At 65.8% G+C, this 24175-nt stretch carries 23 protein-coding genes and 2 tRNA genes; 14 read left to right on the top strand and 11 right to left on the bottom strand.

What is annotated here, in order from left to right; translation table 11 throughout:
- Positions 1 to 56 precede the first annotated feature (56 nt).
- Entirely contained in the window at positions 57 to 1301 is a 1245-nt protein-coding gene (locus VH567_RS01705) for a threonine ammonia-lyase (RefSeq protein WP_423322630.1), read from the bottom strand.
- Between the two features lie 57 nt (positions 1302 to 1358).
- Between VH567_RS01705 and VH567_RS01700 the strand changes: the two genes are divergently transcribed.
- A complete protein-coding gene (locus VH567_RS01700) occupies positions 1359 to 2213 on the top strand; it encodes an NAD(P)-dependent oxidoreductase (RefSeq protein ID WP_423322628.1) in 855 nt (284 codons plus the stop codon).
- A gap of 194 nt (positions 2214 to 2407) precedes the next feature.
- On the top strand, positions 2408 to 4102 hold the full coding sequence (locus tag VH567_RS01695) for an amidohydrolase (protein ID WP_423322626.1): 1695 nt from the start codon (positions 2408 to 2410) through the stop codon (positions 4100 to 4102).
- 3 nt (positions 4103 to 4105) lie between these two features.
- Here the strand turns inward: VH567_RS01695 and VH567_RS01690 are convergent, their stop codons facing one another.
- From VH567_RS01690 to VH567_RS01665, 6 genes are all read right to left on the bottom strand, one after another.
- Complete coding sequence (locus VH567_RS01690; protein ID WP_423322624.1) at positions 4106 to 4993, bottom strand: acyl-CoA thioesterase; 888 nt, start codon at positions 4991 to 4993, stop codon at positions 4106 to 4108.
- A 73-nt stretch (positions 4994 to 5066) separates the two neighbouring features.
- Positions 5067 to 6194 (bottom strand): acyl-CoA dehydrogenase family protein, encoded by a 1128-nt coding sequence (locus VH567_RS01685; protein ID WP_423322622.1) that lies wholly within the window; start codon positions 6192 to 6194, stop codon positions 5067 to 5069.
- Between the two features lie 129 nt (positions 6195 to 6323).
- Positions 6324 to 7505, bottom strand: coding sequence for an acyl-CoA dehydrogenase family protein (locus VH567_RS01680; protein WP_423322620.1), 1182 nt, complete (start codon positions 7503 to 7505; stop codon positions 6324 to 6326).
- Positions 7506 to 7509: 4 nt separating this feature from the next.
- Entirely contained in the window at positions 7510 to 8814 is a 1305-nt protein-coding gene (locus VH567_RS01675; protein WP_423322618.1) for an amidase family protein, read from the bottom strand.
- A 37-nt stretch (positions 8815 to 8851) separates the two neighbouring features.
- The gene (locus tag VH567_RS01670) at positions 8852 to 10882 is read right to left on the bottom strand and encodes a 3-hydroxyacyl-CoA dehydrogenase NAD-binding domain-containing protein (protein ID WP_423322616.1); all 2031 of its coding nucleotides are present in this window, start codon (positions 10880 to 10882) and stop codon (positions 8852 to 8854) included.
- A 106-nt stretch (positions 10883 to 10988) separates the two neighbouring features.
- The gene (locus VH567_RS01665; RefSeq protein ID WP_423322614.1) at positions 10989 to 12209 is read right to left on the bottom strand and encodes a serine hydrolase domain-containing protein; all 1221 of its coding nucleotides are present in this window, start codon (positions 12207 to 12209) and stop codon (positions 10989 to 10991) included.
- Between the two features lie 193 nt (positions 12210 to 12402).
- On the opposite strand from VH567_RS01665, the gene VH567_RS01660 reads away from it, so the two are divergent.
- From VH567_RS01660 to VH567_RS01645, 4 genes are all read left to right on the top strand, one after another.
- Positions 12403 to 14109 (top strand): class I adenylate-forming enzyme family protein, encoded by a 1707-nt coding sequence (locus tag VH567_RS01660; RefSeq protein WP_423323665.1) that lies wholly within the window; start codon positions 12403 to 12405, stop codon positions 14107 to 14109.
- A 479-nt stretch (positions 14110 to 14588) separates the two neighbouring features.
- The gene (locus VH567_RS01655) at positions 14589 to 15737 is read left to right on the top strand and encodes an AI-2E family transporter (RefSeq protein ID WP_423323662.1); all 1149 of its coding nucleotides are present in this window, start codon (positions 14589 to 14591) and stop codon (positions 15735 to 15737) included.
- Positions 15738 to 15791: 54 nt separating this feature from the next.
- Positions 15792 to 15868 (top strand) — tRNA-Asp (locus VH567_RS01650).
- An 85-nt stretch (positions 15869 to 15953) separates the two neighbouring features.
- Positions 15954 to 16030: transfer RNA gene (locus VH567_RS01645), tRNA-Asp, on the top strand.
- A gap of 359 nt (positions 16031 to 16389) precedes the next feature.
- On the opposite strand, the gene VH567_RS01640 is transcribed toward VH567_RS01645, so the two are convergent.
- The 4 genes from VH567_RS01640 to VH567_RS01625 all read right to left on the bottom strand — a co-directional run bounded on the left by VH567_RS01640 (position 16390) and on the right by VH567_RS01625 (position 17872).
- A complete protein-coding gene (locus VH567_RS01640) occupies positions 16390 to 16590 on the bottom strand; it encodes a DUF2842 domain-containing protein (RefSeq protein ID WP_423322612.1) in 201 nt (66 codons plus the stop codon).
- The gene (locus VH567_RS01635) at positions 16587 to 17120 is read right to left on the bottom strand and encodes a 5-formyltetrahydrofolate cyclo-ligase (RefSeq protein ID WP_423322610.1); all 534 of its coding nucleotides are present in this window, start codon (positions 17118 to 17120) and stop codon (positions 16587 to 16589) included. The genes VH567_RS01640 and VH567_RS01635 overlap by 4 nt, the downstream gene beginning before the upstream one ends.
- A gap of 195 nt (positions 17121 to 17315) precedes the next feature.
- Positions 17316 to 17624 carry a cell division protein ZapA gene (locus VH567_RS01630; RefSeq protein ID WP_128452890.1) on the bottom strand — a complete coding sequence of 103 codons (309 nt, stop codon included), beginning with the start codon at positions 17622 to 17624 and terminating at the stop codon, positions 17316 to 17318.
- Positions 17624 to 17872, bottom strand: a complete 249-nt coding sequence (locus tag VH567_RS01625) for a hypothetical protein (protein WP_423322608.1) — start codon at positions 17870 to 17872, stop codon at positions 17624 to 17626. Before VH567_RS01625 ends, VH567_RS01630 begins: the two co-directional genes overlap by 1 nt.
- Positions 17873 to 18015: 143 nt before the next feature.
- On the opposite strand from VH567_RS01625, the gene gap reads away from it, so the two are divergent.
- From gap to VH567_RS01585, 8 genes are all read left to right on the top strand, one after another.
- Positions 18016 to 19026, top strand: a complete 1011-nt coding sequence (gene gap / locus VH567_RS01620; protein WP_423322606.1) for a type I glyceraldehyde-3-phosphate dehydrogenase — start codon at positions 18016 to 18018, stop codon at positions 19024 to 19026.
- A 67-nt stretch (positions 19027 to 19093) separates the two neighbouring features.
- On the top strand, positions 19094 to 19558 hold the full coding sequence (locus tag VH567_RS01615; RefSeq protein WP_423322604.1) for an MOSC domain-containing protein: 465 nt from the start codon (positions 19094 to 19096) through the stop codon (positions 19556 to 19558).
- Complete coding sequence (locus tag VH567_RS01610; protein ID WP_423322602.1) at positions 19555 to 20745, top strand: phosphoglycerate kinase; 1191 nt, start codon at positions 19555 to 19557, stop codon at positions 20743 to 20745. Before VH567_RS01615 ends, VH567_RS01610 begins: the two co-directional genes overlap by 4 nt.
- 48 nt (positions 20746 to 20793) lie before the next feature.
- Positions 20794 to 21024, top strand: a complete 231-nt coding sequence (gene relB / locus VH567_RS01605; RefSeq protein ID WP_056482291.1) for a type II toxin-antitoxin system RelB family antitoxin — start codon at positions 20794 to 20796, stop codon at positions 21022 to 21024.
- Positions 21021 to 21350 carry a type II toxin-antitoxin system PemK/MazF family toxin gene (locus tag VH567_RS01600; RefSeq protein ID WP_423322600.1) on the top strand — a complete coding sequence of 110 codons (330 nt, stop codon included), beginning with the start codon at positions 21021 to 21023 and terminating at the stop codon, positions 21348 to 21350. Before relB ends, VH567_RS01600 begins: the two co-directional genes overlap by 4 nt.
- 14 nt (positions 21351 to 21364) lie before the next feature.
- A complete protein-coding gene (locus tag VH567_RS01595; protein WP_423322598.1) occupies positions 21365 to 22285 on the top strand; it encodes a class I fructose-bisphosphate aldolase in 921 nt (306 codons plus the stop codon).
- A 74-nt stretch (positions 22286 to 22359) separates the two neighbouring features.
- Positions 22360 to 23049, top strand: coding sequence for a thiamine phosphate synthase (thiE, locus tag VH567_RS01590; protein ID WP_423322596.1), 690 nt, complete (start codon positions 22360 to 22362; stop codon positions 23047 to 23049).
- A gap of 160 nt (positions 23050 to 23209) precedes the next feature.
- On the top strand, positions 23210 to 24175 hold the full coding sequence (locus VH567_RS01585) for a L,D-transpeptidase family protein (protein ID WP_423323659.1): 966 nt from the start codon (positions 23210 to 23212) through the stop codon (positions 24173 to 24175).

The raw sequence follows: 24175 nt of genomic DNA, 5'->3' as shown, positions 1-24175 counted from the left end.
AGCGCGTTTACCACGATTATGGGTTAACGCGGTAAATCAGGGTGTTGCCGTGGTATCTACGCCAGCTCGACGGTCGAGGTTTCATACCCTCCAGCGCGCAACGCACCCACCAGCCGGTCGAGATGCGCGCGGTCCCGCGTTTCGCATTCGATGTCGGTGATCAGGCCCTTCGCCGGCAGCGTCGTGAAGACGCGCTGATGATAGATCTCGATGATGTTGACGCGTTCCTGGTCGAAGATCCGCGCAACGTGGAACAGCGCGCCGGGCTTGTCCTGCAACCGAATCCGCAGCCGCGCGAGCCGCCCCGACCGTGCCAGATCGCGCAACAGAACGTTGGCGAGCAGACGCGTGTCGATGTTGCCGCCGCACAGCACGATGCCGACCGTCCGGCCCGCGAACCGCCCCGGATGCGACAGCAATGCGGCGAGCCCGGCAGCGCCGGCGCCCTCGACCACGGTCTTCTCGATCTGGAGCAGCAGGCTGACCGATTCCTCCAGGCTGCGTTCGCTGACCAGCAGGATCTCGTCAACGAGTTCGGCGACGATCTTCGCGGTGATCGCACCCGGCTCCTTCACCGCGATGCCCTCCGCCAGCGTATCGCCTGCGCACGGCATGTCGGTGCCGTTGATGCGGTTGTACATCGACGGGAACAGCTCGGCCTGCACGCCGACGATCTCGATCTTGTGGTCGGCGGCGCGCGCTACGGTCGACATGCCCGAGATCAATCCGCCGCCGCCGATCGGGATGACGAGCGTATCGATCTGCGGGACGTCCTCGAGCATCTCGACCGCCACGGTGCCCTGGCCAGCGATGACGCGAGGGTCGTCGAACGGGTGGACAAAGGTGAAGCCACATTCGCCCTCGAGGATGCGGGCATGCGCGTAGGCCGCGTCGAACGTCTCGCCGTGGAGGACGACGTTGGCGCCGTGGCCCTCGGTCTGCGTGACCTTCACGGTCGGCGTGTTGGTCGGCATCACGATCGTCGCGGGGATGCCGAGCCGGTTGGCGTGATAGGCGAGGCCCTGCGCGTGATTGCCTGCGGACGCGGCGATGACGCCTTTCGCGCAGGCTTCCGGCGACAGCTGCAGCAGCGTGTTGAGCGCGCCGCGCTCCTTGTACGCCGCGGTGAACTGGAGGTTCTCGAACTTCAGATACACCGTCGCGCCGGTCATCTGGCTCAGCGTCTTGCTGATCAGCGTCGGCGTGCGGACGATCGAGGCGCGGATCCGGTCATGCGCGACGCGGACGTCGTCGATCGAGACGGGGAGGGTGGGTGCCGCTACGGCAGCTTGGGTAGCCATGTCCGACCCGCTAGACCATCTGGCGCGCGTGGGAAACACCGCTTATGCGCGGACGCTATGGCAAAACTGGCATTCATCGGAACCGGCGTCATGGGCGCGCCGATGGCGGGGCACCTCGCCGCGGCAGGGCACGACGTCACCGTGTATAATCGGACTCAGGCCAAGGCACTGGCATGGGCCGATAAATACGGGGGCGAGGTTGCGGACACGCCCGCGGCGGCGGCGAAGGATGCGGATGCGGTGTTCGCCTGCGTTGGCAATGACGACGATCTTTTTGCCGTGACATTAGGCGACGACGGCGTGTTCGCGGCGATGCGCGACGACGCGGTGTTCGTTGACCACACCACCGTTTCTGCCTCGATTGCGCGGCGTCTGGCGGGTGAGCGGGCTCTGGTGGTCGACGCGCCGGTGTCTGGCGGCCAGGCGGGCGCGGAGAACGGCAAGCTCTCGATCATGTGCGGCGGCTCGGCCAAGGCGATGGCAAAGGCCGAACCCTTCATGCAAACTTACGCAGCACGCATCGTCCACGTCGGCGAGGCGGGCGCGGGCCAAACGACCAAGATGTGCAACCAGATCGCGATCGCCGGCGTGATGCAGGGCGTCGCCGAATCGCTGCGGTTCGCGCAAAACTCGGGGCTCGATCTGGACAAGGTGTTCGAGGCGATCTCGGGGGGCGCGGCGCAGAGCTGGCAGATGGTCAATCGCTGGCCGACGATGGCGAAGGACGAATTCGACTTCGGCTTTGCGGTGGACTGGATGCGCAAGGATCTGGGGCTGGCGCTGGACGAAGCGCGGCGCAACGGCGCGGTGCTGCCGGTCGCGGCGCTGGTCGACCAGTTTTATGCGGACGTGCAGAAGATGGGCGGCGCTCGGCAGGATACGAGCGCGCTGGTACGGAGATTGCCGAAGTGATGACGCGTAGATTTGCCCCGCACACCACCGCCGTCACTGCGGCTACAAACCCCGTCGCCTCGGCTACGAACCCCGTCGCCCCAGTGAAAGCTGGGGTATCGCTCCGCGGGGGCGAGCGTAGTGGCACAAGGCTAATATCCCAGCTTTCGCTGGGACGACGGGTGTTGTCAGGACGCTTGTCAGCAGGGCGGGGGATGGCTGGGCAGGTGTCGGCGGCGGCATTGCTGGCAACCCTCGCAATCCTCCCAACCCCCGCGCTCGCCGATGGGATCGTCGACAACGTCAACGGCATCACCGTCGCCGATGGCGGTCGCGTGATCCACTTCAAGGCGATCCTGATCGACAAGGATGGCAAGGTCACGCGGCTCGTCCCCCCCGGCGAGGAAGCGCCCAAGCTCAGCCGCAAGGAATTGAAGAAGAACGCCGGCAAGCCGCTCTACGACTGGCGGATCGACATGGGCGGCAAGACCGTGTTGCCGGGGTTCGTCGACGCGCACGGGCATGTGATCGAAATGGGCTTCGGCGCGCTGTCGCTCGACCTGTCGATGACCAAGTCGCTGGACGAGGCCAAGTCGCGGATCGCGGCGTACATCGCGGGCAATCCCGATCGGAAATGGGTGCTCGGCCGCGGCTGGAACCAGGAGGCTTGGGGCCTCGGCCGCTTCCCGACTGCCGCGGACCTCGACTCGGTCTCGGGCGGCCACCCGATCTGGCTGTCGCGCGCGGACGGCCATGCCGGCTGGGCGAACCGCGAAGCAATGCGCGAGGCTGGCGTCACCGGCGCTACCGTTTCGCCCGCGGGCGGACGCATCGAGAAGACCGGCGGTGCACCTGCGGGCGTGTTCGTCGATGGTGCGCAGGCGCTGATCGAGAAGGTCGTGCCGCAGCCGCTTCCCAAGGAGCGCGATGCGGCCTTCCTTACCGCGCAGAGCATTCTGTTGCGCTACGGCGTCACTGCGGTCGCCGATATGGGTACGACACTCGACGACTGGCTGACCTATCGTCGCATGGCCGACATCGGTGGGCTTCGCGTCCGCATCATGAGCTATGCGATGGGCGTCGAGACTGCGGGGCGGATCGGCGGCAAGGGGCCGACACCGTGGTTGTATAACGATCGCCTGCGGATGGGCGGCGTGAAGCTGTACGCCGACGGCGCGCTCGGCTCGCGCGGCGCCTGGCTGTTGAAGCCCTATGCCGACGCGCCCGGCCAGTCGGGTCTGGGCTTCCTGACCGACGACCAGCTCCAGAACCAGATGAGCCGCGCGGCGATGGACGGGTATCAGGTCGCGGTCCACGCGATCGGCGACAGGGCCAACCGCGAAGTGCTCGACGCGATCCAGGTCGAGAGCGAGACCTATACCGGCGACCGCCGCTGGCGGATCGAGCATGCGCAGGTCGTCGATCCGACCGACCTGCCGCGCTTTGGCAAGTTCGGTACGATCGCGTCGATGCAGCCGACGCACGCGACCAGCGACCGGACGATGGCGGAGGCTCGGCTCGGGCAGGATCGGCTGGCAGGCGCCTATGCGTGGAAATCGATGCTGACGAACGGCGCGAAGCTCGCCTTCGGCACCGACTTCCCGGTCGAGAAGCCGGATCCGTTCGCGACCTGGGCGGCGGCGTTCACGAGGGCGGATGCCGACGGGCAACCGCAGGGTGGGTGGCAGCCGCAGGAACTGGTGACACGCGAACAGGCGTGGTGGGCGATGACGGGTGCTGCCGCCTATGCCGGGTTCGCCGAGACCAGGTTCGGTGCGCTCGCGCCGGGCCAGCGCGCGGATTTCATCATCGTCGACCGCGATCCGACGACCGCCTCGCCGACCGACCTGCGCGCCACCGTCGTGCAGGAGACCTGGATCGGCGGCGAGAAGGTCTGGACGCGGAAGTAACGCTTACGACCGCATCCGGATCAGTCCTTCCTGCGCGACGCTGGCGACCAGCCGGCCGTCGCGCGAGAAGATCCGGCCACGGTTGAACCCGCGCGCGTGGCCCGACCAGGGCGCGTCGCAGGCGTAGAGCAGCCAGTCGTCGGCGCGAAAATCCTCGTGCAGCCATAGCGAGTGATCGAGGCTCGCGGTCTGCAACCCCGGCGTGATCCAGTTTACGCCGTGCGGCAGCAGCGCCGTGCCGAGCAGCGCCATGTCCGATGCATAGGCCAGGATCGCGCGGTGCATCGCCGGGTCGTCGCCGATCGGCGCGACCAGGCGGAACCAGTTGGCGTGCATCGCGGGTTGCGCAACGGGCTCGATCCAGCTGCGCGGATTGACCGGGCGGATTTCGATCGGACGCTGCCGCAGCATGTGCGCGCGGAATTTCTCGGGGATCCCGTCGATGCTCTCCAGCCGCAGCTCGCGATCGGAACGCAGGTCTTCCGGCGGCGCGACGTCGGGCATCGTGTCCTGATGATGCAGCCCGTCCTCGGGCGTCTGGAACGACGCCGCCATGTTGAGGATCGGCTGCCCTTTCTGCATCGCGATCACGCGCCGGGTGGCGAAGCTGCGGCCCTCGAAATCGCGGACCACGCGGTAGACGATCGGATAGTCCTCGTTGCCGGGCCGCATGAAATAGGCGTGCAGCGAATGCGCGGCCTTGGGTGCCTCGGTCGAGCGTTGCGCGGCCTGGAGCGCCTGCGCGATGACCTGTCCACCAAACACGCGACCCACGCCGCCGGGCTGGCGCTTGCCGACATAGAGGTCGGTGTCGACCTCCTCGATTTCGAGCAGGTCGACGAGACCCTGGGCGAGTGCTTCGGGCGTTACTTCGGCAGTTTCGGCAGGCATCTGACCTCCTTGTTCACCCGCGAAGGCGGGTGCCCAGTCTGGGCCCCCGCCTTCGCGGGGGTACACTCTAGGGTCAATAGCCCGCCGCTATCGCCAGACGATCCGCATGGAAGTTTGCATCGCCGAACATCTCCGCCAGCACCCGCGCGCGCTTCATGTAGAAGCCGATGTCGTATTCGTCGGTCATGCCGATGCCGCCGTGCATCTGGATGCCCTCCTGCACGCTGAGCGTCGTCGCCAGCGTCGTCATCGCCTTGGCCACCGACACCGCTTCGTCCGCGCGGTCGCTGCTCTGGTCGAGCAACTGCTGCGCCTTCAACACCGCAGCGCGCGCCACCTCCATCTCCGAATACAGGTGCGCGGCACGGTGTTGGAGCGCCTGGAAGCTGCCGATCAGCGTCCCGAACTGCTTGCGCTCCTTCATATAGCCGATCGTCATGTCCATCGCCCCGCCGCCGACGCCGAGCAATTCCGCGGACGCACCGGTGCGACCTGCGCGTAAAAGGCGATCGAGCGGCGTGCGCCCAGCGTCGACCTCGCCGATCACCGCGTCCGCATCGACCTCCACGCCCTCGAACTCGAGCCGCGCGGCCAAACTCGAATCCGCGAGACGTTCGGCGTTTGTGGACAGTCCTGCGGCATCCTTCGGTACGGCGAAGAGCGTTATACCGTCCGTGTCGTTGTCCGAGCCTCCGGTCCGCGCGGCGACGATGATCAGATCGGCGGTGTGGCCATGCGTGACGAACCGCTTGGCGCCGGTCAGCTTGAACCCGTTGCCCGAGCGTTCGGCCTTCATCGCGACCGTGTCGCGGTGCTTGGCGCCCTCGTCGATCGCCAGCGCCGCGACGGTCTCGCCGGTGATGATGCCGGGGAACCAGCGCTCGGCCTGCGCCGTGCCCTTCAAGGCCTCGACCGCCGCGACCGCGGTGGAGAGGAACGGGGAGGGGGACAGGTTGCGGCCGATTTCCTCCAGCACCACGCCAGCCTCGACATGGCCGAGCCCGAGCCCGCCCTGGTCTTCACCGATCAGGATGCCGGTAAAGCCCATCTCCGCGAACTGCTTCCACAGGTCGCGCGAGAAGCCGGTCTTGTCGTCGGCATCGCGCAGCGCGCGCATGTGGCTGACCGGTGCGTGCTCGGCGACGAAATCGCGAATGGTGTCCTGAAGGACGGTCTGGTCGTCGTCTAGATACAGTGGCATTTCGGGTACTCCGTCGCCCCGAAGGCTTCCGTCACCCCAGCGGAAGCTGGGGTATCGTGCGGCAGGGGGGCGGTTCGTTTCGGGGAGACCCCAGCTTTCGCTGGGGTGACGTGCGTGGTCAGGGGTGCATTAGGCCGGCAGTTCCAAAATCCGCTTGGCGATGATGTTGAGCTGGATCTCGCTCGTCCCGCCCTCGATCGAGTTTGCCTTGGTCCGCAGCCACGACCGCGGGATCGCCCCGCCGCGCGACCGCTCGCTGTCCCATTCGAGCGCATCCGACCCGCCCGCCGCCATCATCAGCTCGTACCGACCCTTGTTCAGCTCGGTCCCGTAGTATTTCATCATGCTCGGCTGGGCCGGGTGCGCCTTGCCCGCCTTCAGTTCGTCGATGAAGCGTTCGGACATCGCCCCGAACGCCTTCGCGCGCACCTCGAACAACGCGATCGACGCGCGCAGCAACGGATCGGCGAGCCGCCCGTCATGCCCAAGCCCAACGGTCGCGATCGCGCCATCGATCAACGGATTGCCGCCGCTCGACGCCAGCCCCATCCCCGAGATCATCTCGCGCTCATGCCCGAGCAGGTATTTCGCGACGTCCCAGCCCTTATTCTCCTCGTAGACGCGGTTGACCTTCGGCACCTTCACATTGTCGAAGAACGTCTCGCAGAACGGCGAATTGCCGCTGATCAGCAGGATCGGCTTGGTCGACACGCCGGGCGAGGCCATGTCGAACAGCACGAAGCTGATCCCGCCCTGCTTCGACGTCTTGTCGGTGCGGACGAGGCAGAAGATCCAGTCCGCCTTGTCGGCATAGGACGTCCACACCTTCTGCCCATTGACGAGATAATGGTCGCCCTTGTCCTCCGCGGAGGTGGCGAGTCCGGCAAGATCGGAGCCGGCGTTCGGCTCGGAATACCCCTGGCACCAGCGGATCTCGCCGCGGGCGATCTTGGTCAGGTGGTCGAGCTTCTGCTCCTCGGTGCCGTACTTCAAGAGTGCCGGCCCGAGCATCGAGATCCCGAACGAATTGAGCGGGTTGCGCGCCTTTATTGTCGTCATCTCTTCGCGCAGGATCTTGGTCTCCGCGGGCGACAGGCCGCCGCCGCCGTACGCCTTGGGCCAGTCGGGCACGGTCCAGCCCTTGGCCGCCATCTTGTCGAGCCAATCCTTCTGCGCAGGGCTCGAAGGCTTGAACTGGCGCCCGCCCCAACAGACGTCGTCCTCCGAGCGCACGGGCTTGCGCATCTCGGGTGGGCAGTTTTCCGCGAGCCACGCGCGGGTTTCGGACCGGAAAGTGTCGAGGTCGGACATCGGATCAGCTCCTGCTTAGTCGGTTGCACAGCGCGGCGACGGCGATTGCGTCGTGGTCGCGGAAACGGTTGGTGATGACCTGCACGCCGATCGGCAGGCCGCGCGGGTCGGTCCCGACGGGCACGCTGGTCGCGGGCAGATTGGGGAAGGTGGCGAGGCCCGCCCAGGCGAACTGGACGCCGAACGGGGTGTCCTCGCCGTCGATCGACAGCGTGCGTCGCGCGACGTTGCGCTCGCCGATGTGCGCGAAAGCGTTCACACCGCTGGCGGGCGCGATCACCGCGTCGAATTCTGCGAACAGCGCGTCCCACGCGCGCTGCATCCGCGCTTGAGTATCAATGAGGTCGAACCAGTGCGACAACGTCGCGACCTTGCCGTCACGCGCCGGCCCGCCCCGAGTCATCGCGATGCCGAGCATCCGCATATAGTCGGCGTGTTGCGCGGCAAGGTCGATCGGCGGCGGCACATGCGATACGGTTGCGCCGGAGCGGCCGAGCGCCTTGCCGACATGCTCGATCGCCGACACGATCGACGCATCAACGCGCGCCGAAGGATGTGCCGTCAGCAGCAGGATCCGCGGCCGCGCAAGGTCGACGCGCGGGCGGGACAGCGGCAGGTCGGCGAGGATATCCAGCGCGACGGCCAAATCCTCGGGATTGCGCGCGAGCGGTCCGATCACGCCGAGAGCCGCGCTGGCCCCATCGGTCCCGGGCACGCGGTGGCCCATGTCGGACAAGGCGCCATAGGTCGGCTTGTGCCCCCAGACGCCGCAGAACGCGGCCGGCACACGGATCGACCCGCCGATGTCGGAGCCGAGTTCGAGCGGTACCATGCCCGACGCGAGCGCCGCCGCGGCACCGCCCGACGATCCGCCGGGCGTCAGCGTCGGATCGAGCGGGTGATTCGTCCGGCCATGGATTGGGTTGTCCGCTTGCCAGTCGCTCAACCGCACCGGCACGTTGGTCTTGCCGAGGATCACCGCGCCCGCCGCCTTCAGTCGCGTGACGGCTACGGCGTCACGGTCGACGACATTGTCGCGGTGGACCCCGAGACCCCAACTGGTCGGCAGGCCGACGACGTCGAACGATTCCTTCACCGTCATCGGTACACCGAACAGCGGCCGATCATCCGGCCCTTCCGCATCCAGCGCCCGTGCGGCCTCCCGCGCCCGCGCAAAGTCGCGGACGACGACGGCGTTGATCGCACCATCGCGCCCCTCGATCCGCGCGATCGCCGCGTCGCATTCGGCGAGCGCGGTCGTCTCGCCCGCACGGATCGCCGCCGCCGTCTGGAGCGCGGACCGCTCCATCAGCGTACGACTACCGGCAAGAGACGACCGCGACCGATCACTTCAGTCGACCGCCCGATGCTGCGGCATCCTTCAGCGACTTCGCCACCGGGAACCCGTATTTCTCGAGCCCAGCAACGACCTTCGGCAACCCCTCGGACTGCGCCCAGAACATCGGTCCGCCGCGGTACACCGGCCAGCCATAGCCGTAGATCCAGACCACATCGACGTCCGACGCACGCTGTGCCTTGCCCTCTTCGAGGATCAGCGCACCCTCGTTGACCATCGTGTAGAGCGTCCGCACGACGATCTCCTCGTCGCTGATCTCGCGCGGCGTCACGCCCGACTTCTTGCGGAAATCGTCGATGATTTCGGTAACCCGCACAGAGTTCGACGGCGTCCGCTTCTCATCGTAGTCGTAGAAGCCGGCCTTGGTCTTCTGGCCCCAGCGGTTCTCCGCCGCCAGCGCATCGCGGATGTTCTCGATCCGGTTCGGATCGCGGTGCCAGCCGATGTCGACGCCCGCGAGATCGCTCATCTGGAACGGCCCCATCGGCATCCCGAACGCGACATGGACCTTGTCGATCTGCTCCGGGCTCGCGCCTTCGAGCAGCAGCTTGGTCGCCTCGACCTGCCGCGGCATCAGCATGCGGTTGCCGATGAACCCGTAGGTGACGCCCGCGACGACGGCGACCTTCTTGATCTTCTTCGCGAGTACCATGACCGTCGCCAGCACGTCGTCCGCGGTCTTGTCGCCGCGTACGACTTCGAGCAATTTCATCACGTTGGCGGGCGAGAAGAAGTGCATCCCGACGACGTCCTCGGGCCGCTTGGTGCAGGCCGCGATCGCATCGATGTCGAGATACGAGGTGTTCGACGCGAGGATCGCGCCGGGCTTGGCGATCGCGTCGAGCTTGGTGAAAATCTCCTTCTTCACCTCCATCGTCTCGTACACCGCCTCGATGATCAGGTCGCATTCGGCGAGATCGGCGAAGTCGAGCGTCGGCTTCAGCGCGCCCATTGCCTGATCGACCTGCTCGGGCTTGATCCGGCCCTTGGCGGCAGTCGCCTCGTAATTCTTCCGCACGACGCCGGTGCCGCGGTCGAGCGCTTCCTGTTGCATCTCGACGATCGTGACCGGGATGCCAGCGGACAGGAAGTTCATCGAGATGCCGCCGCCCATCGTGCCCGCGCCGATCACGCCGACGCGCTTGATCTCGCGCAGCTTGGTGTCGGCGGGGACGTCGTCGATCTTGGCGGCCTGGCGTTCGGCGAAGAAGATGTGGCGTTGCGCGGCGGACTGCACGCCGGTCATCAGCTTCATGAATTCCTGGCGTTCGAACGCGATGCCCTCCTCGAAGCTCGAGCCGTCCGCGGCCTTCTCGACGCAGGCGATGTTGGCGGCCGGTGCGTCGAAGTTGCGGAAACGGCGCGCATTCTCCTTCTTGAAGGCAGCCACCGCATCGGGATCGGCCTGCGCGGTCTTCTCGGACGCGCGGGGCAGGGGACGCTTGGTTGCGATCTCGCGTGCGAATGCGACGGCATCAGCCTCGAGCGAATCCTCACCGACGATCTTGTCGATCAGGCCGGCATCAAGCGCCTTCTTGGCCGAGATCGGATCGCCCTTCGCGGTCATCTCCAGCGCGAGCTTCACGCCGGCGATCCGCGGGATGCGCTGCGTGCCGCCCGCGCCAGGGAGCAGGCCGAGCTTAACTTCGGGCGTGCCGATCTTCGCCGAGGGGACCGCGACGCGGTAATGGCAGCCGAGCGTGACTTCGCAGCCGCCGCCGAGTGCGGTGCCGTGAATCGCCGCGACGACGGGCTTCGACGACGCCTCGATCATGTCGACGACGGTCGGCAGGCCGGGCTCGACCATTTCCTTGCCGAACTCGGTGATGTCGGCGCCTGCGAAGAACGTGCGGCCGTCGCAGCGGATCACCATCGCGGTGATGCTGTCGTCCTTGACGCCTTCCTTGATCGCGGCTTCGAGGCCCTGGCGGACCGCGGCGCCGAGCGCGTTGACGGGCGGGTTGTTCGAGATGATGACGAGCACGTCGTCATGGCGTTCGGTGTGGATCGGCGAAGTCATAGAGTCTCCTGTGATTTGAACGTCATGCCAGCGGAAGCTGGTATCTCCTCGTAATCGGGAGACCCCAGCTTTCGCTGGGGTGACGGGGTAAGTTTGTATGCGTGGATCAGGTCATCGCCGCGTAGATCATCGTCTTCAGTTCGCGGCGGATGGGATAGAAACTGCTCGGCGAAAGCTGCGTCATGAACACCATCGACAGGCGTTCGACGGGATCGACAAAGAACGCGGTCGAGAACATCCCGCCCCAGTAGAACTCGCCTTTCGACCCCGGCACCATCGTCTTCGCGACGTCGTCGGTGATCGCGAAGCCGAGCCCGAAGCCGGTGCCGGCGTTCGACGCCTCGCTGAACAGCGACTTTGACATCGTCGCGAGATCCGATTTTCCAGGCAGATGATTCTGCGTCATCAGGTCCAGCGTCTTGCGCCCGAGGATGCGCGCGCCGTCGAGTTCGCCACCGTTCAGCAGCATGGTGTTGAACCGGTGGTAATCGAGCGCGGTCGAGACGAGCCCGCCGCCGCCGGACACGAGCTTCGGAGTGCGGCTCCAGGCGCTCTCCGCGCCGCGGTCATACATCACGCGGCCTTTGCCGGGCGCGAGCGTGTAGCAATCGGTCAGGCGGTCGAGCTTGTCGGCGGGAACCTGGAAGAAGGTGTCGTCCATCTTCAGCGGTGCGAAGATGCGGTCGCGGAAGAACTGGTCGAGCGGCAGGCCCGATACGCGCTGCACGACCGCGCCGAGCACATCGGTCGCGACCGAGTAATTCCACGCCGTGCCGGGCGAGAATTCGAGCGGGATCTTGGCCAGCGCGCCGATGAAGCCGTCAATGTCATGGCCACCGTGCCAGCTCTCGATCTTGCCCTCGCGGTAGGCGGCATCGACGTTCGATCGGTTCTGGAAGCTGTAGGTCAGCCCTGACGTGTGCCGCAGCAGATCGACTATCCGCATCGGCTCGGCGGTCGGCTTGGTCACGAACGGGACGCCGCCGCCGCCGCCATTGTAAACCGCGATATCCTTGAACTCGGGCAGCACGTGATGGACCGGCGTATCGACCGCGACGAGGCCCTGTTCGACGAGCATCATGAACGCGACCGAGGTGATTGGCTTGGTCATCGACGCGATCCGGAACAGCGATCCTTCGTCGACGCTCTTGCCGCCCTCCCGTGCCGCACCCGCATGCGAGAAATGGACGATCTCGCCGTCGCGCGTGATCAACAGTTGTGCGTTCGGCAGCTTGCCCGAATCGATGTAGCGCGTCTGGAGCAGCGTATCGATCGCTGCCAACCGGCTCGCGTCGAAGCCATGCGCGGCGGGCTTGGCGATTTTCACGATTCGACCGACCCTGTCATGACCTGCTCCATACCCCTAGTTCGAACTTGGTGCCTCTATTGCCTTGAGTGCGGCAGGAATCAACTATAACCTGTCTTCGAACAGGCGATAAGCCAAACCCGAAATTCAACTCTGGAGTCAACCGGTCTTGGCAAGCGAACCGATCATCGCACTCGATCCCTCCTGGCCGGCGATGTCGCTCGCCGATGCCGAGCGAATGCTGACCGCGCCCGGCGCGAAGTTCGAGATGGAGACGCTGACGATCGACGGCATCGAGACGCGGATCTGGAAGAACGCGCCGCCGTCGCTGCGGTGGCTGGCCGAGGCGGCGCGCGCGCATGGCGAGCGGGTGTTCACGGCGTATGAGGACGAGCGCGTCACCTACGAGGCGAACTTTCGGGCGATCGCGGTGCTGGCGCACCGGTTGCGCGAGATGGGAATCTGTCCCGGCGACCGCGTCGCGTTGGCGATGCGGAACCTCCCCGAATGGCCGGTCGCGTTCTTTGCCGGCGCGAGCATCGGCGCGATCATGGTGCCGCTCAACGCGTGGTGGACCGGCGCGGAGATGGAATACGGGCTCGCCGATTCGGGTGCACGGGTGCTGATCACCGATGACGAGCGACACCACCGGCTGGAGGCGTCGTATGCGACGTTGCCGGCGCTGGAGCACGTATTCGTGGCGCGCGCCGCGGAACCGCTGACGGGAATCGTGACGCGGCTGGAGGATGTGATCGGCACGCCGCACGACTGGGCTGCGCTACCCGATGTTGGCCTGCCCGAGGCGACGATCGCACCCGACGACGATGCGACGATCTTCTACACCAGCGGCACCACCGGCGCGCCGAAGGGGGCGCTCGGCACGCATCGCAACATGATGTCGAACATCCTGTCGGGCGGCTATTCGTCGGCGCGCTCGTTCCTGCGACGCGGTGAGGCACCGCCCGAGCCGACGCCGCGGGTGACGCTGACCGTGATCCCGCTGTTTCACGTCACGGCGTGTTCGGCGGGCATGATGGGGGTGATCGCGACCGGCAGCACGATGATTTTCATGCGGAAATGGGACACCATTCGCGCGATGGAGATTATCGAGCGCGAAAAGGTGAGCGTCACCGGCGGCGTGCCGACGATCGCGTGGCAGCTGCTAGAGCATCCCGATCGCACGAAATACGACCTCTCGTCGCTCGAATCGATCGCTTATGGCGGTGCTCCGGCTGCGCCTGAACTGGTGAAGCGTATTTACGCCGAGTTCGGGGCGATGCCCGGCAATGGCTGGGGCATGACCGAAACGATGGCGACCGTCACGCATCACGGCGGCGAGGATTACCTCAATCGCCCGACCAGCGCGGGGCCTCCGGTCGCTGCCGCCGACCTGAAGATCATGGCGGACGACGGCGTGACCGAAATGCCTTTGGGCGAGGTCGGGGAACTCTGGGCGCGCGGGCCGATGATCGTGAAGGGGTATTGGAACAAGCCCGACGCGACCTCATCGACCTTCGTCGACGGCTGGGTGCGGACAGGCGACCTCGCACGGCTCGACGAGGAGGGGTTCTGCTACATCGTCGACCGCGCCAAGGACATGATCATCCGCGGCGGCGAGAACATCTATTCGAGCGAGGTCGAGAACGTCCTGTACGCGCATCCCGCGGTGACCGACGCGGCGCTGATCGGCATCCCGCACCGGATCCTCGGCGAGGAACCGGCGGCGGTGGTTCATCTGGCACCGGGTGCGGTGACGACCGAGGCGGAGTTGCAGGGCTGGGTGCGGCAGCATCTGGCGGCGTTCAAGACGCCTGTGGCGGTGCGCTTCGTGCATGAGACTTTGCCGCGGAATGCGAACGGGAAGATCTTGAAGAAGGATCTTCAGGTGTTGTTCGAGGACCGGGTGGGCGTGACGGCGTAGGGCGGGAGGCCTCGGAAACAGTCGTCGCTCATAACGTTCGAACAAGGCATGTTTCCCCGCGAAGGCGGGGATCCAAACTGGGCTCCCGCCTTCGCGGGAGAACAAGGGTGGGGGGGCTGCCCCTGGATTGCGGACCGGTGCGGGTTAGGCACGGAACGGATCCGTGGTGACGATGCTCTTTGACGCTATTCCGTTCTAGTTGCCTGCTTATCGGTCGGCCTCGGTGCGGCGGGCCCGGTGCGATGGTCCGAACTAAAGATTTCTTTTGCAGTAGCACCGACGCGCCCTTCGGCATGCTTGTCAGCACGGCGCGATTACGGGATGGGGGTGGCAAAGGAATTGCCATGACGGACGCCATGACAGGCGAGGGACTTCGCCAGGAACCGGACCAGCCGCAGGGTGGAGGCGGCGCCGTTGCGGAAGGTCCGCCGGCCGAAAGTGCGTTCGGGCTGCCGATCGCGGTCGGGGTCGAGGATGCGATGCGGATCGCGCAGCGTCGCGACCGGTTGCTGGCGGCGTTGACGCTCACCGCAGGCGTCGGCCTGATCCTTGCCATCCCGTTTGCGTTGAAATCGGGAGCGGAGTTCTTCCTGCCGCTCACCATCGCGCTCGTGATCTCGGTCGCGCTCGTGCCGGTGTTGGAGTGGCTCGAGCGGCGTCATGTGCCGTCGCCCCTCGCCGCGATCCTCTGCATCCTCGTCTTCCTGATCGCCGCGAACATCGCGATCGCTGCGATCCTCGTGCCGGCGACCGACTTCTTCCGCCTGCTGCCGACGCGACTGGATCGAATCCAGAGCAATCTCGCGCCGCTGCTCGATCTCTATTCGAGCCTCGAGAAATACGTGAACAAGACGCTGCGGCAGGTCGCATCGACGCCGATCAAGCAGCCGGCGACCGCAGGCGTCGCCGCGCCGGGCTCGATTCTCGAACTGGCCGCGACGTCGGCGCCGGCGGTGATCGTGCAGTTCCTGTTCGGCGTGCTGATCGTGTTCTTCTTCCTGTCCGGATGGACGCGGATGCGGCGGCAGACGATCACCGGGCGGACCAGCTTCGACGGGGCGATGGCGACCGCGCGGGTGATCCAGGACATCGTCGACGACGTCTCGGCGTATCTTGGCACGATCACGCTGATCAACATCGTGCTCGGGATCGTTACCGGGGTAGCGCTGTGGTTTATCGGCATGCCGTATCCGGCGATGTGGGGCGGGATCGTCGCGCTGCTCAATTACATCCCGTATTTCGGGCCGGTGATCGGTGCGTTCCTGCTCGCGCTGGGCGGGCTGATGACGTTCTCCGACATCTGGATGGCGATGCTGCCGCCGGCGCTGATGTACGGGCTGCACCTGGTCGAGGCGAACGCGATCACGCCGTTCGTGGTTGGGCACCGGCTGACGATCAGCCCGTTGTTGATCCTGATCTCTCTGAGCTTCTGGGGATGGGTGTGGGGCACGTCGGGGGCATTGCTGGCGGTGCCGCTGCTGATCATCATCCAGACCGTGCTGGGGGCCGCTGGCAAGCCTGATATCGCCGGGTTCCTGTTCGAGCACGGGACGCTGGTGCAGCCCAAGACCGGGCGGAATCGTCGTCGCGGCGATCCGCCCGAGGCACAACGTGAAACTGGCGGATAATTTGGGTTGACGGTATCCGAACCCTCGCCTAGTTGCCGCCTCCACGCTGTTTCAGCGGGTGTAGCTCAGTTGGTTAGAGCGCCGGCCTGTCACGCCGGAGGTCGCGGGTTCGAGTCCCGTCACTCGCGCCATCGTTTAGGTGGTTCGAGATAGTGTTGAGGTTTTGACGAGCCTTCCCGCGTGGCCCCAGGGTCGCTAGGGTTCGTCATTGGGAATGCGGGTGTAGCTCAGTTGGTTAGAGCGCCGGCCTGTCACGCCGGAGGTCGCGGGTTCGAGTCCCGTCACTCGCGCCACCCTATGGGTGGCCGAGACCCTGTCATAGTTTTGGATGCTGCGAGCATTCCATCCTGCCTCCTAGGTAAGGATCATCCCCCCTTCCGTTCGTGCCGAGTAGAGACCGAGTGGCTTCGAAGAAGCGTATCGAGGGCTCGTATCGAAGCATAGGTTCCCCGCGCCAACCTGTCCTTCGATACGCCCTCTCGATACGCCGCTGCGCGGCTACTCGATGGCTACTCAGGACGAACGGTAGGGGGCGGACGGAGCGCGGCGGCTCGGGGGAGGCGGTAGTGGGGGCAGCGGCGCATCGGCTCGGGGAGGCGGTAGTGGAGGCAGCGGAGCGCATCGGCTTAGGGAGCCGACGAGCGGGGCTGGGTTACCGCCCGATCTCCATCCACCGCAGTACCGGCTTCAAAGGAGCGATCCAGATCAGGCCGGTGAACAGGTAGAACACCAGTTGCGCGAGCCAGTGCCAGCTGCCGACGATGTTCGACAGGCTCACGATCGCCACGCACCACACCAGGATCAGAAGGAGGATGCCGAGCATCCCGACGGGCTTGCGCCAGGTTGGCGTCATGGCGTGATCCATTCTAATTCGGTAGCGATGGCGTGGAGCGGGACGTCCCACGGGTCTGGCGTGAGGCTATCGACCTGCTGCACCGACAGTGCAATGCCGACGCGCCAGGCGTTAGGGTGCGCCAGGAAGGCGCGATCGTAATAGCCGGCGCCCTGGCCGATCCGGTTGCCGCTGCGATCGAAGCCAACGAGCGGCGTCAGGATGATGTCGGGTTCGAGTTCGGCCGCGTCCGAGGCAGGCTGGTGCAGCCCGAACGGTCCGGCGATCAGCGCCGCCTCGGTCGCCCATGACAGGAAGCGCATCGGCAGCGACCGGCGGACGACATGGGGCAGGGCGATCACGCACCCGGCGTCGACCGCGGCGCGCGCGAACGGTGATGGATCGGCCTCGCCGCCGAACGGGACGTAGGAAGCGACGGTCAGTCCGGGCTTCAGTCGTGTCAAAAATGCCGACGGCACCAGGATGTCGATTGGAGGGCGCGCTTCCCGCGCGGCGCGGAGCGAGGCTCTCAGCGCACTCTTGTCGGTCATGCGCAGGCGACCTCGAAATATGGTGGTGTGGCGGGCCCACCATGGCCGTGTGCCGGGTTATCCACTGACGCACGGTACGTCAGGTGGGGACCATATGCTTCGGACCAGGATCCTAACAGGGACAGCCCCCTATGGATGATGAATAGCCTCAGGGATAATAAAGGCTCGTACCGGGCAGAACCCGCCAAGCCCAATCTAGGCGCTCGGCGGGCTTAGCTCAAGGGCTTCTGCTAGACCTTCGAGACGATCGGCGATCCGGGTCAGGGCGATCTCGCTGACCGCCGAGCCTTCGGGTGGGCGATGCGCGGCTTCGTCGAGGTCGTCGGCGAGCATCAGCGCGACGAACAGCATCGCGCGTTCGGCGCTAAGGCCGCCCGCCGCACGGTCTGCGATCGGCCAGCGTTCGGCGAGCATCGCGCCCAGCAGGCGGACGCGCGACTCCTCGCCGTCGCGGCAGGCGACGGCGTGCGGCCGACCGCCGATATCGAGCATGACCTGTGCCATCAGTTGGGGCTCCCGCGGGTGATGACGTCGTCCAGTGCCGCGACGGCTTCGGCCATCCGTGCTTTTAGCGCGGCGTGGCGTTTGGCGAGCGCATCGCCGCTGCGGGCGCGGGCGGTGATCGCGGCTTCGATCCGGGCGATCGCGGCGTCGATCCGGTCGACCGCCGCCGTATCCGCCGTCGCGCCCGCTATCGTATCGTCTCTCGTATCGGACGTCGTATCGGTTATCGTGTCTGGAGTATCTGGCATGCGGTCGAGATAGCATGCGCGGGGTGTGCGACAAGTCGGTTTCGCCGCCCCGATCCGCGATCCACGGTGTTGACAGGGCGCCCCACCGCCCCGCAAAGGCTGCGCGCCCGGAACGGACTCGCGGGCGTAGCGGAGAGACAGCAATGACGGTCAAGGTTGCGATCAACGGTTTCGGGCGCATCGGCCGTCTCGTCGCCCGTGCGGTACTCGAACAGTCGAACGGCGCACTCGAACTCGTCGCGATCAACGATCTCGGCGATGCCCAGTCGAACGCCTGGCTGTTCAAGCGCGACAGCGTCCACGGCAAGTATCCGGGCGAGGTCTCGGCCGAAGGCAACGAGTTGGTCGTCGACGGCAAGCGCATCCGCGTCACCGCCGAGCGTGACCCGGCCAACCTGCCGCACGCCGAGCTGGGCGTCGACATCGTGCTGGAATGCACCGGCTTCTTCACCGACAAGGCGAGCTGCCAGAAGCATCTCGATGCCGGCGCGAAGAAGGTGCTGATCTCGGCACCGGGCAAGAACGTCGACCTGACCGTCGTCTACGGCGTCAACCACGACAAGCTGACCGCCGAGCACACGATCGTCTCGAACGCGTCGTGCACGACCAACTGCCTCGCGCCCGTCGCCAAGGTGCTGAACGATGCGATCGGCATCGAGCGTGGCCTGATGACGACGATCCACGCTTATACCAACGACCAGAAGATCCTCGACCAGATCCATCCGGACCTGCGTCGCGCACGCGCGGCGGCGATGTCGATGATCCCGACCACGACCGGCGCCGCGCGCGCCGTTTCGGAAGTGCTGCCGGAGCTCAAGGGCAAGCTCGACGGTTCGGCGATCCGCGTGCCGGTGCCGGACGTTTCGCTGATCGACCTGACCTTCACGCCGTCGCGCGACACGACGCGCGAAGAGGTGAATGCGGTGCTGAAGGCCGCGTCCGAGAGCGGTCCGCTGGTCGGCGTGCTCGACTGGTCGGACGAGCCGCTCGTCTCGATCGATCTCCAGCATACGCCGGCGTCGTCGACGATCGACAGCCTGGAGACTGCGGTGATCGACGGCAAGCTGGTTCGTGTCGTCAGCTGGTACGATAACGAATGGGGCTTCTCGAACCGCATGGTCGACACCGCCACGGCGATGGCGAAGTTCATCTGAAGGTAGACGGGCGCTGCGTTCCATCTCTCCAGTCCGTTGTCCCAGCGAAAGCCGGGATGACGGCGCGATGGCAGTCGGCACCATCGCCGGCATCGCCCGTCACCCCCGCGCAAAAGCCCCGATGGAGGTGATCGACCATGTCGAGATCACCATCGAAGCCGGGCTGCACGGCGATTTCCGCGGCTATGTGAAGCCGGGCGGCAAAGGCCGGAGGCAGGTCACGCTGCTCGAACGCGGCGACTGGGATGCGGCGATGGCCGAGGTCGGTCACGATATCCCCTGGTACCAGCGCCGCGCGAACCTGCTCGTCGACGGTTTCGACCTCCCACAGATACCCGGCACGCGGCTCCGCATCGGCGCGGACGTCGTGCTGGAGGTGACGCGCCACACCGATCCGTGCGAACGCATGGAGGCGCTCGCGCCAGGATTGTTCGCCGCGCTGACGCCCGACTGGCGCGGCGGGGCGTGTACCCGAGTTTTGATGGGCGGCAGAATCGCCGTCGGTGATGAGATCAGGATCGAAGAACCATGACCAAGCCATTCAAGACGCTCGACGATATGGGCGACATCCAGGGCAAGCGCGTGCTCGTCCGCGAAGACCTTAACGTGCCGATGGCCGAGGGTCGCGTCACCGACGACACCCGCCTTCGTGCGACCGTCGCGACCGTCGGCGAACTCGCCGACAAGGGTGCGATCGTGCTCGTCCTCGCGCATTTTAGCCGTCCCAAGGGTGTGCCGAGCCCGGAGTTCTCGCTGTCGCAGGTCGTAAAGCCGTACAGCGAAGTGCTCGGCCGCGAAGTCCGCTACATCGACTGGGAAGGGGCGGACGACGCTGTCGCGACGTTGGAGCCCGGCGATATCGCGGTTCTGGAGAACACGCGCTTCTTTGGCGGCGAGGAAACGAACGACGCTGCTGTCGTCCAGCGGTTTGCAAGCCTTGGCGATCTCTACGTCAACGATGCCTTCTCCGCCGCACACCGCGCGCATGCCTCGACCGAGGGTCTTGCGCACGTCCTCCCGGCCTATTCCGGGCGGGCGATGGAAGCCGAACTCGACGCGCTCCAGAAGGCACTTGGCGAGCCCGAGCATCCGGTGGCGGCGGTCGTCGGTGGCGCCAAGGTGTCGTCGAAGCTCGACGTGCTGCGCCACCTCGTCACCAAGGTGGATCATCTGATCATCGGCGGCGGCATGGCGAACACTTTCCTCGCGGCACGCGGCGTCGATGTCGGTAAAAGCCTTTGCGAGCATGAGCTTGCGAGCGTTTGCGAACAGATCATGGAAGCTGCGGGCAGGGCGAACTGCACGGTCCACCTGCCGTACGACGTCGTGGTCGCGAAGGAGTTCAAGCCGAACCCCGCCACCCGCACCGTCAACGTGCACGAAGTCGCCGCCGACGAGATGATCCTCGACGTCGGGCCGGCCGCAGTCGAGTCGCTCGGCGACGTGCTCAAGAATTGCCGTACCTTGGTCTGGAACGGCCCGCTCGGCGCGTTCGAGACGCCGCCGTTCGACAAGGCGACCGTCGCTCTGGCAAAGACCGCAGCGGCATTGACCGAGGGCGGTTCGCTCGTCTCGGTCGCCGGCGGCGGCGATACGGTCGCCGCCCTCAATCACGCTGGTGTCGCGGACGCGTTCACGTTCGTCTCGACCGCGGGTGGCGCGTTCCTGGAATGGATGGAAGGCAAGACCCTCCCCGGGGTCGCCGCGCTCCACGGTTGAAATACGTGTGCATCCGGGCTATGTTTAACACGTTAAACGGAGACTCGGATGCTTGGCGTCAGGCTCGATAGCGAACTCGAAGAACGACTCGCGGCGGTTGCGCGTACGCAGGGGCGCAGCAAGAGCGATATCGCGCGTGAAGCGGTGCGCAGGTATGTCGAGCGCCACGACGAGGCTTTCCTTGCGGAGGCACGGCGTCAGTCGCTCGCGGCGGCTGATCACGATAGGCAGGCAGGTGAAGAGGATTGGGACGCACTAATCGGGGCGCCCCCTGCATGAAATTCGTCCGCGGTATGATCGTCGTCGGGGCGGGCAAGGGCGATTTCTCTGGCAAGCCGCGCCCCTTTCTTGTCGTCCAATCAGACCTTTTTGCAGATCACGCGACGATTTGTCTGTGCCCGCTGACCAGCGTCATTAGCGGGACGAACCTGTTTCGCGTGTCGCTCGAGGCATCGGCGGAAACCGGCCTATTTCGCGATAGCGAGATCCAGATCGACAAGGTTGATACGCTCGACCGCAACAGGATCGTCAAGATTATCGGTACGATACCCATCACCACCATGACCCGGGTCGACGACGCGCTGCGCCGCTGGCTCGAACTTTAAAACAGGATTTCAGCATGACTTCCACGATCACCCCGCAAATCAAAACCATTCTCGATAAATACGAAGCCACCAGTTCGGCGGTGAAGGCGAACCTCGCGCGCATCCTCATGCAGGGCAAGCTCGGCGGCACCGGCAAGCTCGTGATCCTGCCGGTCGACCAGGGCTTCGAGCATGGTCCGGCGCGCAGCTTCTCGGTCAATCCGGCGGCGTACGACCCGCATTACCATTACCAGCTTGCGATCGATGCGGGGCTTAGCGCTTATGCCGCGCCGCTCGGCATGCTCGAAGCGGGGGCGGATACGTTTGCGGGGCAGATCCCGACGATCCTGAAGTGCAACAGCTCGAACAGCTGGGCGACCTCGATCGACCAGGCGGTGACCGCGACCGTGTCGGACGCGGTGCGGCTCGGGTCGGCGGCGATCGGCTTCACGATCTATCCAGGTGCGGACCAGTTCTTCGACCTCGTCGAGGAAATCCGCGAGCTGAGCGAAGAGGCCAAGTCGGTCGGCATCGCTACGGTTATCTGGTCGTACCCTCGCGGCGGCGAGTTGACCAAGGACGGCGAACTCGCTTTGGACGTGGGCGCCTATGCCGCGCACATGGCGGCTCTGCTCGGCGCGCACATCATCAAGACCAAGCTGCCGACCGCGCATATCGAGCAGAAGGAAGCCAAGCCGCTCTATGCGAACACCGACTGGTCTAAGCAGTCGGACCGCGTGAAGCACGTCGTCCAGTCGAGCTTTGCCGGGCGTCGCATCAACGTGTTCTCGGGCGGCGCGTCGAAGGGCGAGGACGCGGTGTTCCAGGACGCGCGCGACATCCGCGACGGTGGCGGCAACGGCTCGATCATCGGCCGCAACACCTTCCAGCGCCCGCGCGAGGAAGCGCTGGCGATGCTCGACCGGATCATCCGGATCTACAAGAACGAGGAATAAGTCGCGTTCTGCCCGCTCGTCACCTCGCCACGCGCCGGGGTGACGAGCGCGGCACGAGAGGCTAGGGGGCGGACATGACCGAATTCGAAGATCCGCTGGGCCCGCTCGATCCCAATTTCGCCGAGAATTTCCGTCGCGACATGCGTCGGCCTCCGTGCCAGCTGTATCTGGTGTCGCCGCTGGACGTCGGCGGCGATTTCCCCGAGCGTCTAGCGCGGGCGCTCGACGCCGGGCCGGTGGCCGCATTCCAGTTCCGGGTGAAGGATATCGACCAGCACGCCGCGGCCGCGCTCGGAGAGCCGTTGCGCGCGATCTGTGCCGAGCGCGATGTCGCGTTCATCGTCAACGACGATATCGGGCTGGCCAAGCGGCTCGATGCGGACGGCGTGCATCTTGGGCAGGACGATGGCGATCCGCGCGAGGCGCGGGCGCAGCTTGGGCCCAATGCGCAGATCGGCGTGAGCTGTCACGGCAGCCGCCACCTGGCGATGGAAGCGGGCGAGGCCGGGGCCGACTACGTCGCGTTCGGTGCCTTCTATCCGACGACGACTAAGGTCGCGACGCATACTGCCGAGCCGGTGATCCTGTCCTGGTGGTCGACGCTGTTCGAGATGCCCTGCGTCGCGATCGGTGGCATCACCCCGGAAAACGCCGCGCCTCTCGTCGCGGCCGGAGCGGACTTCATTGCGGTGTCCGGCGCCGTCTGGGGTGGTGATGAGGTCGCCGCGATCAAGGCGTTCGGCGAGGTTCTCGCCAAGCGCTGAACCTGACACTCCGTCATCCTGACGAAATTCAGGATGACGGTTGCCGGAAGGCGTTGTGCCTCGCAACGGAAACAAGATCGCTCCCGTCCGTTTGATGCACAAGCGTAACGGTAAAGGGATGCGGCATATGCGGACGACGACGGTAGCTTTGGCGATTGGCATGGCGGCAGTTGCGGTCGGGGTCGTCCCCGCAGCGGCCCAACCCGTACCAATTGATCGCAATGTCCTGCACGTACAGGTGATCCTGGATCATCTCGGCTTCGGGCCGGGCGTACTCGACGGGCGTGGCGGGCAGTCGCTGGTCGCTGCTTTGAAGGGGTTCCAGGAGGCGAAGGGCCTGCCAATCACGGGCAAGCCCGATGCGCGGACGTTGCAGGCGCTGTACCCGTACCGCGCCGCTCGGCCGACGGTGACGGTCGCATTGACGCCGCAGATGCTCGCGGGGCCGTTCGTCAATCCGCTGCCGAAGGATCCCGCCAAGCAAGCCGAACTCCCGACGATCGGCTATCGCTCGGTCATGGAGAAGCTCGGGGAGATGTTCCACACCACGCCTGCGGTCATCATGGCGCTGAACTCCCCAACGACGATGCTGACGCCCGGTACGAAGGTGGTGTTCCCGAACGCCTTGCCGACATCGCGCGCTTACGATGCCAAGTTCCGGCCGGACTGGACCGCGACCCTCAACATGCTGAACGTCGATGCGAAGCAGCCGCAGGCGGATCATGTCGTCGTCGACAAATCCGATGGCGTGCTGCGCGTGCTCGATGTGAACGACAAGCTGATCGCGCAGTTTTCCGCGACGATGGGGTCGAGCCATGATCCGCTGCCGCTCGGGACGTGGACCATCAAGGGTTCGGATTATAATCCGAAGTTCCACTTCAACCCTGCGCTGTTCTGGGATGCCAAGAAGGGGCAGCAGAAGGAGATGCTGCCGCCGGGGCCGAATGGTCCGGTCGGCGTCGTCTGGATGGATCTGTCGAAGGACCATTACGGTATCCACGGCACGCCCAACCCCGAGACGATCGGGCGTGCGGAGAGCCATGGCTGTATCCGTCTGACCAACTGGGATGCGGCTCGACTGTCGATGATGATCAAGCCGGGGACCAAGGCGATCTTCCAGGCATAG

This window comes from Sphingomonas sp. 4RDLI-65 (assembly GCF_049472435.1).
Taxonomy (GTDB): domain Bacteria; phylum Pseudomonadota; class Alphaproteobacteria; order Sphingomonadales; family Sphingomonadaceae; genus Sphingomonas.
Note: the sequence above shows the minus strand (reverse complement) of the source record. Positions and strands in the feature narration are given on the sequence as shown.